Genomic DNA, 18,131 nt, shown 5'->3' with positions numbered 1-18,131 from the left:
GCAACCCGAGTGAACTGCGCAGGGCACGCCGGGCACCGTGCCAGAGTCCGTCCTCCGATCACCCTGGGAACGCCCATGCCTGTCGCGACCAATAACGAAAGAGCCGTCTCCGACTGGCTCGCTTCCGCACACACCACGCCCTCGACCGCCTGGACGGAGTGGCAGCAGGGAGGCATCGCGATGCTGCCGACCGGGCGCGCCTTCGACGCCGTACGCATCTCTGCCGCGATCGTCCACTCGGCCGCCCAGAGCAGGGACTCGGACACCGTCGGCCTGTACCTCGGCGGCGTGCTGGACGGCCCCGTCATCCACGACGCCTACGACACGAGCGTCTGGTACTACGCCCTCGTACCCCTGGGCAGTTGCGCCCACCACGACAGCCCCGACGACGCCCAGCTCCTCATGCCCGAGACCACCTGGCTCGGCGTCCCCGCCGTGCACCGCATCGCCCGCCCCGGTGCGTACTGGATGCATCCGCCCCGGCACCGCGAGGACTTCTGCTCACCCGACGGTGTCGACGAGGTGATCCGCCTCGGGCGCCAACGGGCTATTCCGCCCCTTCCCCGGCCGCCCGCCCCGGGCTTAAGGGGACGGGCAGGGTGGGGGGCACTCCCGTAGGGCCGTGCGCAAGCGGTTCGCTCGGGGCGACAGTTCCCCGGCCAGTATGGCGTCGCACAGCCCCAGCTCCCCCACCCCCTCCACCGCCTCCATCAGCGCCTCCCACGCCGACGCCCCGGCGCGCACCAGCTCCGACACCAGTTCGTCCGCCCGGGCCCACTCGCCCCGCGCGCACACCGCCACCAACCCGTCCCCCGCCGAAGCCCACTCGGCCGTCGCCGCACCCGCGCGGCTCGACGCCATCGCCCGGTGGTACGCGCCCTGCTCGCCCGGCAGGCGGGTCGCCAGGGCCGCTGCCAGGGCGTGGTTGCCCTGGGCGCGGTGGGTGGTGCAGAGGGTGGTGATGCCCTCGGGGGTGTCCGGGTCCGCCGATCGAGCCGCGCGGCCGTCGAGGAGGGCCAGGCAACGTTCCAGCTCGGCCGCCCCCCGCTCCACAACCCCCGCCCCCAACCACACCCTCGCCCGGCTCCCCCGCGCCCACCCCACGTTCGGGTCCAGCTCGATCGCCCGGTCCAAGTCCGTCAGGGCCTCCTCGACGCGGCCCAGGGACAGGTGGGTCGCGGCACGGAGCGCCCACAGGGAACCCGTCTCCGGGGACAGGCGCACCGCACGGTCCACGTACTCGTACGCCTCCTCCACGCGCCCCAGACCCCGCAGCGCCTCCCCCAGCGCCCCGACCGCCAGCGACTCCCCCGGCTCCTCCTCCACCGCCGCCCGGCAGTCCGCCAGCGCGGCCTCGTACCGTCCGGCCCGGCAGTGCGCCTCGCCGCGCAGGAGGCGGATGCCCCGGTCGGACGGGCCTGCCAGGGCCACCGCCGCGTCCAGGTCCGCCAGTTCGCCGTCCCAGTCGCCCAGCTGAGCGCGCAGGAACGACCGTTCCACCAGGGGCGACACCGCCCGGGGGGCGATCCGTACCGCACGGTCCAGGTCGGCCGCGGCCTCCTCCGGGTGCCACAGTCTGCGGTTGATCCTGCCTCGCCAGGTCAGCGCGTAGACGTCGTCCCCACTCAGACCCACCGCCCGGTTCAGGTCCTCCAACGCGCCCTCCGTATCGCCCAGTTCCGAGCGCACCCTCCCCCGCATGATCAGCGCCCATGTGTACGACGGCTCCAGGTCCAGCGCCCTGTCGTAGTCCGCCAGCGCCTCCGCGTGGCGGCCCAACTCCTCCAGGCACATCGCGCGGTTGCCCAGCGCCCACGCGTACCGCTCGTCGGCCGCGAGGGCGCGGGTGTACTCGGCCACCGCCTCCCCGTGGCGGCCCGCCGTGCGCAGGATGTCGCCCCGGACTCCCACGACCCACGCCGTGTCCGTGGCCAGGCGTTCGGCCCGGTCCAGGTCCGTCAGCGCGCCCGCCACATCCCCCAGGCCGTGGCGGACCTGGGCTCGGCGGACCAACGCCCACAGGTAGTCCTGGTTGAGTTCCAGGGCGCGGTTCAGGTCCGCCAGGGCGCCCTCCAGCAGGCCCATCTGGTGGCGGATACGGCCCCGGCTGGCGGGGGCCCAGGCGTCGCCGGGGTCGAGCAGGATCGCGCGGTCGAGGTCGGCCAGCGCCTCCTCGAAGCGGCCCAGCCTGCGGCACAGGTCGCCCCGGTAGCCGATGTAGTACGCGTCGTCCGGGGCCAGTGCGCAGGCCCGGGCGATGTCGTCGAGCGCGGCCTCCGGACCGTCGAGGGCGCTGCGCACCACGCTGCGGCCATAGTGGGCGCGGGCCCGCTCCGGGTCGAGCGCGATCGCCCGGTCGTACTCGTCCAGTGCCTCCTGGTGGGCGCCCGCGTGACGCAGCTCCCGGCCCCGTGCGACATGGGCACTCGCCCGGCCCTCCGCAGTGAGCCGCCCCCTGGCCAGCAGAAGCCCCAACATCCCGGCCACGCCGGCCTGTTCGTCGGCGAGGGCCGCCAGACAGTCCGCACCCCAGCGGCGCAGCGGCTCGTCGTCGGCGTCCTCGCCCGCCTCGGCCAGGGTCGTGGCCCAGCGGCGGGCGACGGCGGACCCGGCTTCGCAGGCGTCCACGCCGTCGCGCAGCACGCGCGCGAGGGCGGCCTGCGGGCGCGCGCACAGCAGGTGGTACGACTCCTCCAGGCGCAGCTCGCGCCACTGCTCCCTGCTCCACAGGCGGCGCACCAGGCCCGGCTCCGCGGCAGCTTCGAGCCGCACCGCGATCGACTCGGCGAGCCGCTGATGGCGTTCCGCCCAGCGCTGCGGCGCACCGGTGCGCTGGACGCCGAGCATGGCCGTGCGCACCACCGCGTGGTACTGGGCGCGACCGCCGTGGTCGCTCACGAACGGCAGCGACCGGAGCCAGCCGTACAGGCCTGCCGCGTCCTCGTCGACCGCCGCCCGGAACACGTCCTCGTCGATACGGCGCGGCAGCGCGCAGGCCAGGGCTGCCGCCCGGCGGACCGGGTCGGCCTCCCACTTCAGAAAACGGTCCACGGCGGTGGCACCTGAGGCGCTTGCGTCGCCCGGGTTCTGCGCCAGAGTGGACACCAGGACCGGCAGTCGGCCGGAGAGCCGCAGGACGTCGCGGACGACTTCCTCGTCCACCACGCCTTTGGCAGCCAGCAGTTGGCGGGCCTCGTGCTCGGTGAACAGGTCCAGGGGCAGCTCCGCCACCAGATCCGCACTGTCCGCCCAGCAGCCGGGGTCCAGGCGGCGCTGGCCCGAAAGAACCACCACCACCTGGGCGGGCAGCGCCCCGTACCGCTCGGTGGTGAGCAGATCGCGCAGCCAGGTGTCGAGGAAGGGCCCGGTGCGTTCGTACGTGTCGAAGAAGAGCACCGTCCACGGCACCTCGTCGGCCAGCCGCACCAGCTCCGCGACCAGGACCGGGGTGAGCGCCTTCAGCGGGTCCAGGACCAGCTGGACGTCCTCCTGCTTGCCGAACCGGGCGCTCAGGGCCGCCCGCACCCGTTCGGCGCCCAGAGCGAGCTGACCGGCGTCGAGGCCACCCGCGAGGGCGCCTGCCCCCGGCACCATGCCCAGACCGACCAGCCCTGCCTGCGCGGCCAGTCGCAAGCCCGGCGCGGGTGACGGAGGCTGGGGATCCGGTTCAGGGGACGGAGAAGGCACCGGGGGGAGCGGCGTGGACTCCGCCTCGTAACGCCGCTGGCGGTACGTGGCCAGCAACCGCTCCAGCGCCTTCAGCGGGCGGTCCTGGCGGGCGAAGTGTGCGCAGATCGCGGCCAGCGTCTCGGGGACGCTGTTGACGGCCTCGTCGGCGTAGGCGGTCACCGCGCCCCGCTCGCGCGCGGTGTGCTCCAGTTCGCGTACGAGCGAGGTCTTGCCGACGCCGGCGGCGCCGTGGACGTGGAAGACGAAACGGTGCCGCTCGTCGTCCGGCGGGAGCTCGAAGTTCTCGCGGAACACCGCGAGTTCGCCACGTCGGCCGACGAACCCGGCCCGTCTGCGCCGCCGGATCAGCTCCTGCATCGAGGGTTTGCCCGCTGCCATGGGATCAGTATGCGATCTCCCGGCGCGGACTGCGCCTCTCAGTCCTCCAACACCGGCAGCAGCTCCGGCAGATGCCCGTCCGAGACGGCGGCCGCACGCTGGCGCTCCTCCGGCACCTCCCCGTACAGCGTGTTGCGCGGCCGGGCCGGGCGGCCCGCCGCCTCGGCGACCGCGATCAGGTCCTGAATGGACTTGTACGAGCCGTAACTGGAGCCCGCCATCCGGGAGATGGTCTCCTCCATCAGTGTGCCGCCCAGGTCGTTGGCGCCCGAGCGCAGCATCTCGGCGGCGCCCTCGCTGCCCAGCTTCACCCAGCTGGTCTGGATGTTGGTGATGTGGGGGTGGAGCAGCAGACGAGCCATCGCCGTCACCGCGCGGTTGTCGCGGATCGTCGGGCCCGGGCGCGCGATGCCCGCCAGGTACACCGGCGCGTTGGTGTGGATGAACGGGAGCGTCACGAACTCCGTGAAACCGCCCGTCTCCTGCTGGATCCGGGCCAGGGTACGGAAGTGGCCGAGCCAGTGGCGGGGCTGGTCCACATGGCCGTACATCATCGTGGAGGAGGAGCGGATGCCCAGCTCATGGGCGGTCTTCACCACCTCGATCCAGGTCGCCGTGGGCAGCTTGCCCTTGGTGAGGACCCAGCGGACCTCGTCGTCGAGGATCTCGGCGGCGGTGCCGGGGATCGAGTCGAGGCCCGCCTCCTTGGCCGCGCTCAGCCACTCCCGTATCGACATGCCGGTGCGGGTGGCGCCGTTGACGACCTCCATCGGGGAGAAGGCGTGCACATGCATGCCCGGGACCCGCTCCTTCACCGCGCGCGCGATGTCGAAGTAGGCCGTGCCCGGCAGGTCGGGGTGGATGCCGCCCTGCATGCACACCTCCACCGCGCCCACCTCCCACGCCTGTTCGGCCCGGTCGGCGACCTGCGAGAGGGAGAGGGTGTAGGCGTCGGCGTCGGTGCGGCGCTGGGCGAAGGCGCAGAAGCGGCAGCCGGTGTAGCAGACGTTGGTGAAGTTGATGTTCCGCGTGACGATGTACGTGACGTCGTCGCCCACGACGTCTCTGCGCAGCTCGTCCGCGATCCGGCAGAGCGCGTCGAGCGCCGGGCCGTCGGCGTGCAGCAGCGCCAACGCCTCGTCGTCGGTCAGCTTGGTGGGGTCGTCGGCCGCCACGGAGAGCGCCTGGCGTACGTCGGTGTCGATACGGGACGGGACCATGCCGGGAGCCGCCGCCTCGCGCAGCGCCTCCCAGTCGCCGTACACCTCGTCGAAGTCGTCGCGGCGGTCGTGGGTGCGGCCGGTGGTGTCGATGGTGCGGTGCAGATCGGTGCGGCCGGTGGCGGTGAAGCTCTCGTCGGGCTCCTGCCAGGGGAGGCCGCGCACGGGCGCGTCGGGGTTGGCCAGGCCCGTCTCGGGGTCGGCCAGCGCGCGCACGTGCGGCAGCAGCCTCGGGTCCAGCCACGGCTCGCCGCGCTGCACGAACTCCGGGTACACACACAGCCGTTCACGCAGCTCGAATCCCGCCTCGGCGGAGCGCGCGGCCAGTTCGTCGATGAGCGGCCACGGCTGCTCGGGGTTCACATGGTCGATGGTGACCGGCGAGACACCGCCCCAGTCGTCGATGCCCGCGCCGATGAGGCGCGCGTACTCGCCCGCGACCAGGTTGGGCGGCGCCTGGAGGCAGCCGGAGGGGCCCATGATGTGCCGGGCGACGGCGACGGTGGCGACCAGGTCGTCGAGGTCGGCGTCCGGCATGCCGCGCATCGCCGTGTCGGGCTTGGCGCGGAAGTTCTGGATGATGAGTTCCTGGATGCCGTGGTAGGCGCGGGCCACCCGGCGCAGCGCGAACAGCGAGTCGGCGCGCTCCTCGTACGTCTCGCCGATCCCGATGAGCAGCCCGCTGGTGAACGGCACCGACGAGCGGCCCGCGTCCTCCAACACCCGCAGCCGCACGGCCGGTTCCTTGTCCGGGGAGCCGTAGTGCGGGCCGCCCGGCTCGGACCACAGCCGGGTCGCGGTCGTCTCCAGCATCATCCCCATGCTCGGCGCCACCGGCTTGAGCCGCTGGAAGTCCGTCCAGGACATCACCCCGGGGTTGAGGTGCGGCAGCAGGCCGGTCTCCTCCAGGATGCGGATGGACATGGCGCGTACGTACGCGACGGTGTCGTCGTAGCCGTGCGCGTCCAGCCACTCGCGGGCCTCGGGCCAGCGGTCCTCCGGCTTGTCGCCGAGCGTGATCAGGGCTTCCTTGCAGCCGAGTTCGGCGCCCCGGCGGGCGATGTCCAGGACCTCGTCGGGCGACATGAACATCCCGTGCCCGGCCCGGCGCAGCTTGCCGGGGACGGTGACGAAGGTGCAGTAGTGGCACTTGTCGCGGCACAGCCGGGTGAGCGGGATGAAGACGCTCTTGGAGTACGTGATGACCCCCGGCCGGCCCGCCGCCGCAAGGCCCGCGTCGCGCACGCGCGCGGCCGAGGCGGTCAGGTCCACCAGGTCCTCGCCGCGTGCCTGGAGGAGCACCGCGGCCTCGGTGACGTCGAGCGCGACGCCGTCGCGGGCACGTTTCAGCGCGCGCCGCATCGCGTTGGCGGTCGGTGCGTCTGCCTGCGGTCGCTGCGCGCTGGAAGTCATTACCCGAGCATACGAGCGGTGCCGCGGCACCTGCTCGCGGGCCGGACGAGCGGGCGGGCGCGCAGTTCCCGCCAATGTGCCGAATACGGCGGGGTCCCGCTGTGTGGCCGCGCCGATACTGAGGGTCGCACCCGCCCTGGCGCCCGGGCCCCGAGAACGAAGCACAGTCCACACCCCGCACCTCCGACGAAGTGGGACGGTACCGACGTGACTTCAGAACAACCGGTGAGCTTGTACCCGGAGCTCGACGAGGCATCGCTCACCCAGTTCGCCGCCGCGCTCAGGAGCGGCGACACCGCGCACCTCTCGCCCGCACGCGCAGACGAGGTCACCCGCGCGCTCTCGCTGCTCACCTTCGCCCAGGTCCAGGTCCCCGGCGAGGGCGGCGTGAGGCTGGCCGGGGCGCTGTGGCGGCACACCGGCAACAAGCCGCGCCCGGCGATCGTGATGCCCGCGCCGTGGACCGACTTCGGCTGGCTGGTGTACGCGGTGCAGGCCACGAAGTTCGCGCTCAAGGGCTACCACGTCCTCGCCTACACCCCGCGCGGCTTCGGCATCGCCCAGTTCGGCGGGGCCTCCGGCGGCGAGGTGGAGGTCGCGGGCCCGCTCGACGTGGCCGACGGCCGCGCGGCGCTCACGTATCTGATCGACCAGGTCAAGGGCCCGGTGACGAGGACCGGCTTCCTCGGCGACTCGTACGGCTCGGGCATCAGCCAGCTGGTCGCCGCCCATGACCCGCGCGTCGACGCGGTGGCCGCGCTGAGCACCTGGGGCGATCTGGGCGAGGCGTTCTACGAGAACAGCACCCGCCATGTGGAGTCGGTGCGGCTGCTGCGCCAGGCCGCCCAGCGGGCCCGCCTCAGCGCCCGTACCGAGCAGGCCTTCGACGACGTACTGGCGGACCGGAACGTGGAGGAGACGCTGGAGTGGGCGCGCGAGCGCTCCCCGTACACCTACGTCCAGAAGCTCAACGAGCGTCAGGTGCCGGTCTTCTACGCGAACGCCTGGCACGAGACGCTGTTCCCGGCCAACCAGGTCCTGCGCACCTTCACCGAGCTGACCGGCCCCCGCCGTATCGACCTGTCCATCGGCGACCACTCGGGCCCGGAGATGACCGGCATGCTCGGGCTGCCCAACCGCATCTGGGCCGACGCCCACAGGTGGTTCGACCACCACCTGAAGGGAGCGGCCAACGGCATCGACACCGAGGGCCGGGTGCTCGGCCAGATCATGTGGAACGAGGAACTGGAGCTCAGGGACGACTGGGACGCGGTCACCGACGCCACCGAGCAGCTGTATCTGACGGGTACGGCCGTCAACGGCGGGGGCGGGCACGAGAACGACGGCGGGCTCGCGGAGAAGCCGGAGACCGGCTGGAGCCGCGAGTTCCGCGTCGGCACCGACACCCCGGCCACCGTCGCCGACAAGATCCTCCAGACCGGCAACGACGAGATCGCGGGCAACCCGAAGGTCTACCCGACCCCCGAGATCGACCGCGCGGACGCGGCGGTCTGGGTGACCGGCGCCTACCGCTCGGGCGCGCGCCTTCGCGGCATCCCCCGGCTGCACCTCACGTACAGCGCGACGCACACGACGTCGACCTTCGTCGCCCACCTCTTCGACGTCGCACCGGACGGCAGCGCGCACATCGTCACGCACGCGCCCTTCACCCGGCTCGACCACTCCCCGGGCGCTCCGGTGAGCGTCGACATCGAGTTCCAGGCCACCGGGTACGACGTCCCGGCCGAGCACCGGCTGATGCTGGTCCTCGACACGGTCGACCCGTTCTACGGGGACGCCAACGCCCCCGGCGGCTCGATCACCGTCACCTCACCGGCCGACGACCCGTCCCGCCTGGACCTTCCGCTCGGCTGAGAAACGCGGCGGCCCGGCCTCGATCACCGCAGGCCGGGCCGCCGAAGCCGCTCACAGATATGGCGTGTACTCGTCCAGCGCCTTCAGCACGGTCACTTCGTCGGCGGACGGCAGCAGCACGACGATCTCGTCGATGCCCAGCTCCTCGTAGTGGGCGAGCTTGCCGGGGTTCGGCGCCACCGCGTACGGGACGATCGTGAGGTCGCCGGGGTCGCGGCCCGCCGCGTCCCACGCCTGGCGCAGCTGCGGCAGGGACTCGCTGAACCCGCCGCCGCCGACCGGCATCCAGCCGTCCGCGTACTCGGCGATGTGCGCGAAGAGCTTCGGCCCGGGCGCGCCGCCGACCAGAATGCGCGGGGCTCCACCGCGTACGGGCTTGGGGTACGCGTAGCTGGCCCGCACCGAGCCGAACGCGCCCTGGTACGCGGTCGGCTCCTCGGCCCACAGCGCCCGCATCAGCGCCACCCGCTCCCGTACGAGCGCGCGGCGCGAGGACCACTCGACGCCGTGGTCCTCGGCCTCCTCCCGGTTCCAGCCGTAGCCGATGCCGAGCGTGAGGCGGCCGCCGGAGAGGTGGTCCAGGGTGGCGGCCTGCTTGGCCAGGTCGATCGGGTCGTGCTGGGCGACCAGCGTGATCCCGGTGCCGAGCCCCAGCGTCTCGGTGACGGCGGCCGCCTGGCCGAGGGCGATGAACGGATCGAGGATGCGGCCGTACTGGGGCGGCAGCTCGCCGCCAGCCGGGTACGGCGAGATCCGTTCGACGGGGATGTGCGTGTGCTCCGGCAGATAGAGGCCCGCGAAGCCGCGCTCCTCCAGCTCGCGCGCGATCCGTACGGGAGTGATCGTCTCGTCGGTGAGGAAGATCGTGGTGGCGATACGCATGCCTCTTCTTATCCCCGCGGCGTCAAGGGTGCAAGGGAGCCATACGGCCATCGCCCACCGCGAACCGGCCAGGGACCACCATGAACCGCCACGGGTCGGTCATTCACCAACCGCCGCCCCTTGTACGGGAGTTCACGCGAGCGTACGACTGTGGGCAGGAACTGGTAGGCACCCCTTCCATCCCGCTGGGAGCACTGGGCATGACCGGACCGGAGAACAGACCCGAGGACACGGCCGAACACAGCGCGCACGACAGATCCATCGGACGGCGCGGACTGTTCGTGACGGGAGCGGCCACCGCGCTTACGTTGGGAACCGTGAGCTTCGCGAACGCGGCCCCGGGCGACGGAGGCGGCAGCGGCGGTGGCGGCGCGGGTGACCGGACCCGGGTCGTCACGGGCACCCTGCCGCCCGGCTCGCCGGACTTCGTCTACCTCCCGGTGGAGGTCCCGCGCGGGGTGCGCGAGCTGGCGGTCTCGTACACGTACGAGAAGGCCACCGTGCCCACCGGGACGCAGAACAACGCACTGGACATCGGCGTCTTCGACGAGCGCGGCACCGCCCTGGGCGGCCGGGGCTTCCGGGGCTGGTCGGGCGGCGCCCGCACCGAGTTCTTCATCCGGGCGGACGCGGCGACCCCGGGGTACATCCCGGGCCCGGTGCGCGCCGGGACCTGGCACATCGCGCTCGGCCCGTACACGGTCGCACCGCAGGGCCTGCCGTACAAGGTGACGGTCACGCTGAGGTTCGGCGAGCGCGGCACCACACCCACCCCCGTGTACCCGCCGACGCGGGCCAAGGGCCGGGGCCGGGCCTGGTACCGGGGCGACTGCCATCTGCACTCCTGGTACTCCGACGGGAGGCGCACCCCCGCCGAGATCGTGGCCCTCGCGCGCGCGGCGGGCCTCGACTTCATCAACACCTCCGAGCACAACACCCACGCCTCGCACCCCGCGTGGGAGGGCCTGTGGGGCGATGACCTGCTGATCCTCACCGGCGAGGAGATCACCACCCGCAACGGCCACGTGGTGGCGCTCGGCACCGAGCCCGGCACGTTCGTCGACTGGCGCTACCGGGCCCGCGACAACCGTTTCGGCCACTACGCGCGCGAGATCCGCCGCGCGGGCGGCCTGGTCGTCCCCGCGCATCCGCACGCCACCTGCGTCGGCTGCAACTGGAAGTTCGGGTTCGGCGAGGCGGACGCGGTGGAGGTGTGGAACGGGCCGTACACCCCCGACGACGAGGTGACGCTGGCGGAGTGGGACAACACCCTCGCGGTGGCGGCCCGTTCGGGCGGCGCCTGGACCCCCGCGATGGGCAACAGCGACGCCCACCGCGACCCCGACCGCATCGGCGGCCCCCAGACGGTCGTCCTCGCCGACGAGCTCTCCCGGGAGGCGATCCAGGCGGGTCTGAAGGCGGGGCACTCGTACGTGGCCGAGTCCTCGGCCGTCTCGGTCGCCTTCTCCGCGTCCGGCGGCCGGGGCGCGCACGCGGGCATCGGCGAACGCCTGCGGGCGGCGGCGGACGAGCCGGTCACGGTCCGCGCGGAGGTCTCGGGCGCGGTGGGCTGCACGGTGTCGTTCGTGACGGACCAGGGGACGCTGTACTCGACCGCGCTGCCGCCCTCGGGGTCGGGGTCGGTCGAGTGGCAGACGACGCCGTCGTACGCGACGTACGTACGGGCCGAGGTCCGCCACGCGCCGCTGGTACCGGGGTTGCCAGGACCGCTGGCCGCGTTCACGAATCCGGTGTTCCTGGGCGAGTAGGCGCCGCGGTGGGGTGTCGCCCCCACCCCACCCCTTCCCGAAAGCCTCCGGCGGTTGTCATTCGTCTGCGGCCCGGTGGGGGCTGATCGCGCAGTTCCCCGCGCCCCTAGGTATTTAGGGGCGCGGGGAACTGCGCGACAAGCCCAAGACGGTCCGCAGCCGAAGAACCAGGCTGCCCGCCCAGGGCTTTCGGGAAGGGGTGGGGTGGGGGACTCAGCCCGGCCAGACGATGGCCTGCATCTCGCTGTACGCATGCAGCGCGTACGACCCCACGTCCCGCCCCACCCCGCTCATCTTGAACCCCCCGAACGGCGCCTCCATGTTGCGAGCAACAGTGTTCACGCCGACACCACCGGCCCGCAGCCGACGGGCGACCCGGAACGCGCGAGCGACATCGCCGGACCAGACGTAGTCGAGGAGCCCGTACTCACTGTCGTTGGCCAGCCCCACCGCCTCCTCCTCGTCATCGAACGGCACCACGACCACCACCGGCCCGAAGATCTCCTCCCGCACCACCCGCATGTCATTGGTGCAGTCGGCAAGGAGCGTCGGGGCCACATAGAACCCCCGCTCCATCGAAGGACGTTCGCCGCCCGCCACCACCCGCGCACCCTCCTTCCGACCGAGCTCCACATACGACTCGACACGGTCACGATGGGCGGCAGAGATCACCGGCCCCACCACCGTGCCGGGCGCCGCCGGATCGCCGACCGTCAAGTGGCCGATGTAGGAGGCGAGTCGGGCGATCAGCTCCTCGTACACCGCCCGCTGGGCGAGGACCCGCGTCGGGGCCGTGCAGATCTGGCCGCTGTAGAACGAGAACGTGGTGCCGATGCCCATGACCGCCGCGTGAAGGTCCGCGTCGTCGAAGACGACCGCCGCGCCCTTGCCACCGAGCTCCATGAGCTGGCGTTTCATCCCCCGGCCGCACACCTCGGCGATACGTCGGCCGACGGCGGTGGAGCCGGTGAAGCTGACCATGTCGACGTCCGGCGAGTCGACGGCCGCCTCGCCGACGGCGGGCGCGGAGCCGGTGACGACGTTCACCACACCCCGAGGCGCGCCCGCCTCCTCCAGCGCCTTCGCCATCCGGAAGACGGACAGCGGGTCCTGGGGGGCAGGTTTGACCACCACGGTGTTGCCCATGGCGAGCGCGGGCGCGACCTTGCCGGCGGGGTTGGCCCAGGGGTTGTTGTACGAGGTGATGCAGGTGACGACCCCGACGGGCTGACGGATCGTCATGGCGCCGAAGACGCCCGCCTTCCCCATCGTCCCGGCCTCGTTGACCTGCGGGACGACCGCCGCCTCGACCGGTTCCAGGGCGCCCTTCGCGTACCGGCGAAAGCGCGAGACGCCCACCGCGACCTGCATCCCGCGCGCGGTGGCGGTGGTGGCGCCGGTCTCGGCGCGGGCGAGTTCGGCGTACGGGGTGAAGTCGCGCTGGATCAGGTCGGCCGCGCGGTCGAGGACGGCGGCGCGCTCCTCGGGGCGGGTCCGCGACCAGGTGGCGAAGGCTTCGCGCGCGGCGGCGGCAGCCTCGTACACCTGGTCGCGACTGGCCTCGGGGGCGAGTCCGACGACGGTCTCGGTGGCGGGGTCGAGTATCTCGTAATGCCCGCCGTGGGGCTCGACCCACTCGCCCCCGATGAACAACTTGTCCTCGTGCAGGGTCACTTGGTGGCCACCGTCCTCGTGTCGCGACCCGAGCGCAGGACCGTGCCGGGCACCGCCCCGGTCACCACGTCGTCGCGTATCGTCTCGACGCCGTTGACCCGGACCGAGACGACACCGATCGCCTTCGCATCCAGGCGCGGGCTGTCGCCCGGCAGGTCGTGGACGAGCGTGGCCGGGCCCGCCTCGATCCGCTCCGGGTCGAAGAGGACGAGGTCGGCGTGGAAACCCACCTCGATCCGCCCGCGCTCGCGCAGCCCGAACAGCCGGGCCGGGTCGTCGGTGAGCATCTTCACGGCCTGTTCCAACGGCAGCAGTTTGCGCCCGCGCAGACAGTCGCCGATGAACCGCGTGGTGTACGGGGCGCCGCACATCCGGTCCAGATGGGCGCCCGCGTCGGAGCCGCCGAGCAGCACGTCCTCGTGCTCCCAGGTCGCCCTGCGCAGCGCCCAGCTCGCGGGGTCGTTGTCGCTCGGCATGGGCCAAAGGACCGTACGCAGCTGGTCGTTGGCGCAGATCTCGACGAGGCAGAGGAAGGGGTCCTGGCCGCGCTCGGCGGCGATGTCCCGCACGACGCGCCCGGTCAGACCGTCGTTCGCCGGTGAGTACGTATCCCCGATGACATACCGCCCGAAGTCGGCGAGCCGCCGGAAGATCCCGGCTTCCTTGCTGTTGGCCCGCCGCAGCATCTCGGCACGCACATCCGGATCGCGCAGCTTCTCTATCCGCTCGGGCACGGGGAGGTTGAGAACATCCCCCCACCCCGGGATGAGGTTGAGGGCGCAGAACGTGCCCAGCGACATGTTCATCGGGGTGAGGATCGGCATGGTCAGCGCGACGACGCGGCCACCGGCCTCGCGGGCGCGCTCGCTCGCGGCGAGCTGACGCGGGACGCGGGCGGGGACGGCGGCGTCGACGGTGAGTACGTTCCAGTTGAGCGGCCGCCCGGCGACGGCGGACATCTCGACGAGCAGCTCGATCTCGTCGTCCGAGAACTGATCGAGGCACCCGGCCACGATGGCCTCGATCTGGGTGCCCTCGTGCTCGCCGACGGCCCTTGCCAGGGCGAGGAGTTCGGCGGGGCGGGCGTGCCGGGACGCGACGGGTTGCCCGTCGCCGTCGGAGTGCGTGGTGGACTGGGTGGTGGAGAGCCCCCAGGCACCGGCGTCCATGGCGTCGTGGAGCAGCCGGAGCATGGCGTCGAGCTGGGAGGGGGTGGGTTGTCCACCGACGGCGTCGGCCCCCATGACGTACCGGCGGAGGGCGCAATGCCCCACCATGAACCCGGCGTTGACGGCGATGCGCCCATCGAGAGCGTCCAGGTATTCACCAAAGGACGACCACCCCCAGTCCACGCCCTCCTCCAACGCCTTCAGGGCCATGCCCTCCACCCGGGCCATCATCCGGCGGGTGTAGTCGGCGTCCTCGGGGCGGTCGGGGTTCAGCGGGGCGAGGGTGAACCCGCAGTTGCCGCCCGCGACCGTGGTGACGCCGTGATTCATGGACGGGGTGGCGTACGGGTCCCAGAAGAGCTGGGCGTCGTAGTGGGTGTGCGGGTCGACGAAGCCGGGGGCGAGGACGAGGCCGGTCGCGTCCTCGCTGGTGCGGGCGTCTGCGGGGGCGAGGGTGCCGGGGGGCGCGATGTCGACGATGCGGCCGTTTTCGATGGCGACGTCTGCGGCGTACGCGGGCGCGCCGGTGCCGTCGACGACGGTCGCGCGCCGGATGAGGTGGTCGAGCATGCGGTCCCCTTCTGGTCTGGGTGTGTCCACGTACGGCGTGGGTGTGCGTTGCGGGGTGCGCCGTGCGTGGGTGTGCCCCGGCCGGGGGTCACGCGCGGCGGGCCGCCGCCGGGTGGCCTCCGGCCGGGGTGGTCACGGTCCGACGTCCGGGAGGCCGCCGTCCCGCGTTCTTTGGCCCCACCCCGCCCCTTCACCTAGACCCTCCGGGGGTGGGTGGGGGTGGAGGTGGGTTTTCCCGGGGCTACGCCCCCGGACCCCGCTTTCGACTGCGGGCCGTCAGTGGCTGAGCGCGCAGTTCCCCGCGCCCCTTCGGTAGTCCGCCGCAGCCGGAGAACTCGGCTCAGCCACAGTCCTTTAGGGGCGCGGGGAACTGCGCGACCAGCCCGCCACGGTCCGCAGACGAACGGATCCCTCGGAGAGTTTCGGGAAGGGGCGGGGTGGGGGAAACCGCGCGAGCAACCCCCCACCGGCCCGCAGACGAACACCCGGCCATTTACACCGCGTCGCGGAACCGCGTAGTCCGATGCACCGGATCCGTGTCGATCTTCGGGATCACATGCTCCCCGATCAGCCGGATCGTGTTCATGGTGTCCTCGTAAGGAACACCAATAGGGAGCCCGAACGACAGCTGATCCGCCCCCGCCTGCTCCCACCGCTTGCACTGCGCAGTCACCTCGTCCGGATCCCCGCAGATCATCAGCTCCTCCGCGATGAGGAGTTCGATGATCTCCGTGGTGTACTCGGGCAACAGCTCCGGCCACTCCGGCACACCCTCCGGCCGGGGGAACGTGTCGTGGTACCGGAACACCAACGACTGCAGGCGGTTGAGACCGCCCGCCGCCGCGACAGCGACCGCCTTGTCGTGCGTCTCCGCACAGATCGCCGTCGACGTCACCATCACGTTGTCGTTGACGAAGTCCGCGATCGGCTCCGCCTCCCGTATCGCCGTCTTGTACTGCTCCAGGACCCACTCCATGTCCGAGACCTTCTGGACGGAGAAGCCGAGGACGCCGAGGCCCTTCTTCGCGGCCATGGCGTACGACGACGGCGACCCGGCCGCGTACCACATCGCCGGGTGCGACTTCCCGTACGGCTTCGGCAGGACCTTGCGCGGGGGGAGCGACCAATGCTTGCCCTGGAAGCCCACGTACTCGTCCTGGAGCCACATCTTGGGGAACTCGGCGATCGTCTCTTCCCAGATCTCCTTGGTGTGGTTCATGTCGGTGACCCCCGGCATGAACCCCAGGATCTCGTGCGAGCCCGCACCCCGCCCGGAGCCGAACTCGAAGCGGCCCTCGCTGAGATGGTCGAGCATCGCGACCTTCTCCGCGACCTTGACCGGGTGGTTCACCGCCGCCAGCGGGTTGAAGATGCCCGAGCCGAGGTGGATCCGCTCGGTGGCGTGGGCGAGGTAGCCGAGGAAGACCTCGTTGGCCGACAGGTGCGAGTACTCCTCCAGGAAGTGGTGCTCGGAGGCCCAGGCGTACTTGAAGCCGGACCTGTCCGCCTGGATGACGTATTCGGTCTCCTCCATCAGCGCCTTGTGCTCCGCCTGGGGGTCGACCGACGAGCGTGCCACGGGCACGTATCCCTGTACAAACAGTCCGAATTCCAAGGAGGTTCACCGTCCCTGTCAGCGTTTCTGACGAGTCGTCAGATCTATGCGATACGGCGACTGTTCCACCGGCGTCCGGTGCCGTCAATACCTGATGCCGAGTCAGAAACAGCTCGGAAACGGCTCAGAAGCGGCTCAGAAAAGGCTCACCCCGGCCAGCCAGCCCCCGTCGATGACGAACGGCTGGCCGGTGATGTACGCGGAGTCCTCGCTGGTCAGGAACAGCGCCAGCGCCGCGACCTCCTCCGGCCGCCCGATCCGCCCCAGCGGCACGAGCTTCTTGTACAGCTCGGCCACGGCCTCCTTGGCCGCCTCGGGGTCGGCGGTCGGGTCCAGGGCCGCGGGGTTGGTCATCGGGGTGTCCACCGCCCCCGGGCACACCGCGTTGACCCGGATGCCCTTCGCCGCGAGCTCGACGGCCGCGACGCGGGTGAGGCCGAGGATGGCGTGCTTGGTGGCGGCGTACGCGCCGACGTACGCCATGCCCGTCAGGGCCGTGTACGAGGCGGTGTTGACGATGGTGCCGCCCCCGGCCGCCTCGATCTCGGGCGCCACGTGCTTGATGCCGAGGAAGGCGCCGATCTGGTTGACCTGGATGATCGCCTGGAACTCCTCCAGGGGCGTCGACACGAGCTCGTTGAAGCGCAGGATGCCGGCGTTGTTGACGAGCCCGTCGATGTGCCCGAAGGCGTCCTTGGCGGAGGCGACGGCGGCGATCCACTGCGCCTCGTCGGAGACATCGAGGTGGACGAACCTGGCCATCTCCGGGCCGAGTTCCTTGGCGACTGCCTCGCCCTGCTCGTCGAGTACGTCCGCGAGGACGACCTTGGCGCCCTCGGCCGCGAAGAGCCGCGCCTCCTGCTCGCCCTGTCCGCGCGCCGCGCCGGTGACGAGGACGACCCGCCCGTCGAGCTTGCCCATGCCGTACTCCCTAGGTAGTGAGGTGTGGAGCCACATCGGCGGCGAACGCCGCGATCTGGTCGATGAGTTCGGTACGGCTGCGGGAGCGGAAGCGCAGCTGGATCTGGTGGACGCCGAGGGCGGCGTACTCGCGCAGGGAGTCGGCGAGGGCGTCGGGCTTGCCGCTGAGGGTGCGGCGCCCGAGGTTCCACCGGGCCTCGCCGACGTACAGCGGCTCGGCGATGGCGCCGATGACGATCGGCCGCTCGACGCCGTGCCGCTCCCTGAGCTCCCGTATCCGCGCGATCTGCTCGGGCAGCCGGTCGCGGGGGTCGCCCTGCGGCAGCCACCCGTCCCCGCGCAGGGCGGCACGGCGGACGGCGGCGGGCGAGGAGCCGCCGACCCAGATGGGCACGTTCTGCTGTACGGGTCGGGGCCGCTGCCCGAGGTCCGCGAAGTCGAACCGGTCGCCGTGGAACTCCGGGTACTCCTCGGGCCCGAGCGCGGCGCGGAGCGCGTCGACGGTCTCGTCGAGCACGGCCCCCCGCTGCGCGAAGTCGACCCCGAGCGCCTCGAACTCCTCCTGTACGTGCCCGGCCCCGACCCCGAGGATCAGCCGGCCGCCGCTGAGGTGGTCGAGGGTCGCGTACTGCTTCGCGGTGTTCAGGGGGTGGCGCAGGCCGACGACCGCGACGTGGCTGAGGAGCCGGGTGCGGGTGGTGATCGCGGCGAGGTAGGCGAGGGTGGCGACGGGGTCGTACCAGGTGGTGCTCATCGCGCTCGCGAGGCGGCGCGGGATGGCGACGTGGTCGCAGGTGGCGAGGTAGTGGAACCCGGCGCGGTCGGCGGCGCGGGCCACCTCGGCGAGATCGTCCGGGGTGGCGCCGGCTTCCCAGGGTTCGGCGAAGAGGGTGCTCTGGGACTGGATGGGGAGCTGCATCCCGTAGACGAGCCCGTGCTCCGCCGCTGCCGCCAT

Annotated in this window: 11 protein-coding genes; 3 read left to right on the top strand and 8 right to left on the bottom strand. The window is 72.1% G+C overall.

The window, feature by feature from the left end; all coding sequences use genetic code 11:
* Positions 1-75: 75 nt before the first annotated feature.
* Positions 76-618: a hypothetical protein gene (locus BG418_RS30165; RefSeq protein WP_188277140.1), complete on the top strand. Its 543-nt coding sequence runs from the start codon at positions 76-78 to the stop codon at positions 616-618.
* On the opposite strand, the gene BG418_RS30160 is transcribed toward BG418_RS30165, so the two are convergent.
* A complete protein-coding gene (locus tag BG418_RS30160; RefSeq protein WP_188277139.1) occupies positions 583-4,068 on the bottom strand; it encodes a tetratricopeptide repeat protein in 3,486 nt (1,161 codons plus the stop codon). The genes BG418_RS30165 and BG418_RS30160 overlap by 36 nt on opposite strands.
* A 38-nt stretch (positions 4,069-4,106) precedes the next feature.
* Complete coding sequence (locus BG418_RS30155) at positions 4,107-6,701, bottom strand: bifunctional FO biosynthesis protein CofGH (protein ID WP_188277138.1); 2,595 nt, start codon at positions 6,699-6,701, stop codon at positions 4,107-4,109.
* Between the two features lie 207 nt (positions 6,702-6,908).
* Between BG418_RS30155 and BG418_RS30150 the strand changes: the two genes are divergently transcribed.
* Positions 6,909-8,576 carry a CocE/NonD family hydrolase gene (locus tag BG418_RS30150; protein WP_188277137.1) on the top strand — a complete coding sequence of 556 codons (1,668 nt, stop codon included), beginning with the start codon at positions 6,909-6,911 and terminating at the stop codon, positions 8,574-8,576.
* A 51-nt stretch (positions 8,577-8,627) separates the two neighbouring features.
* Here BG418_RS30150 and BG418_RS30145 read toward each other — a convergent pair whose 3' ends face one another.
* Positions 8,628-9,458, bottom strand: coding sequence for an LLM class F420-dependent oxidoreductase (locus BG418_RS30145; protein WP_188277136.1), 831 nt, complete (start codon positions 9,456-9,458; stop codon positions 8,628-8,630).
* A 200-nt stretch (positions 9,459-9,658) separates the two neighbouring features.
* Between BG418_RS30145 and BG418_RS30140 the strand changes: the two genes are divergently transcribed.
* Positions 9,659-11,227 carry a CehA/McbA family metallohydrolase gene (locus BG418_RS30140; protein ID WP_188277135.1) on the top strand — a complete coding sequence of 523 codons (1,569 nt, stop codon included), beginning with the start codon at positions 9,659-9,661 and terminating at the stop codon, positions 11,225-11,227.
* 213 nt (positions 11,228-11,440) lie between these two features.
* Here BG418_RS30140 and BG418_RS30135 read toward each other — a convergent pair whose 3' ends face one another.
* From BG418_RS30135 to BG418_RS30115, 5 genes are all read right to left on the bottom strand, one after another.
* A complete protein-coding gene (locus tag BG418_RS30135; protein ID WP_188277297.1) occupies positions 11,441-12,895 on the bottom strand; it encodes an aldehyde dehydrogenase family protein in 1,455 nt (484 codons plus the stop codon).
* Between the two features lie 2 nt (positions 12,896-12,897).
* A complete protein-coding gene (locus BG418_RS30130) occupies positions 12,898-14,640 on the bottom strand; it encodes an amidohydrolase family protein (RefSeq protein WP_188277134.1) in 1,743 nt (580 codons plus the stop codon).
* A gap of 493 nt (positions 14,641-15,133) precedes the next feature.
* Positions 15,134-16,255, bottom strand: coding sequence for an LLM class flavin-dependent oxidoreductase (locus BG418_RS30125; RefSeq protein WP_188277133.1), 1,122 nt, complete (start codon positions 16,253-16,255; stop codon positions 15,134-15,136).
* Between the two features lie 135 nt (positions 16,256-16,390).
* Positions 16,391-17,176 (bottom strand): SDR family NAD(P)-dependent oxidoreductase, encoded by a 786-nt coding sequence (locus BG418_RS30120; protein WP_188277132.1) that lies wholly within the window; start codon positions 17,174-17,176, stop codon positions 16,391-16,393.
* Between the two features lie 10 nt (positions 17,177-17,186).
* The gene (locus tag BG418_RS30115) at positions 17,187-18,131 is read right to left on the bottom strand and encodes an LLM class F420-dependent oxidoreductase (protein ID WP_188277131.1); all 945 of its coding nucleotides are present in this window, start codon (positions 18,129-18,131) and stop codon (positions 17,187-17,189) included.

The sequence above is a fragment of the Streptomyces sp. CBMA152 genome (genome assembly GCF_014596475.1).
Classification (GTDB): domain Bacteria; phylum Actinomycetota; class Actinomycetes; order Streptomycetales; family Streptomycetaceae; genus Streptomyces.
Note: the sequence above shows the minus strand (reverse complement) of the source record. Positions and strands in the feature narration are given on the sequence as shown.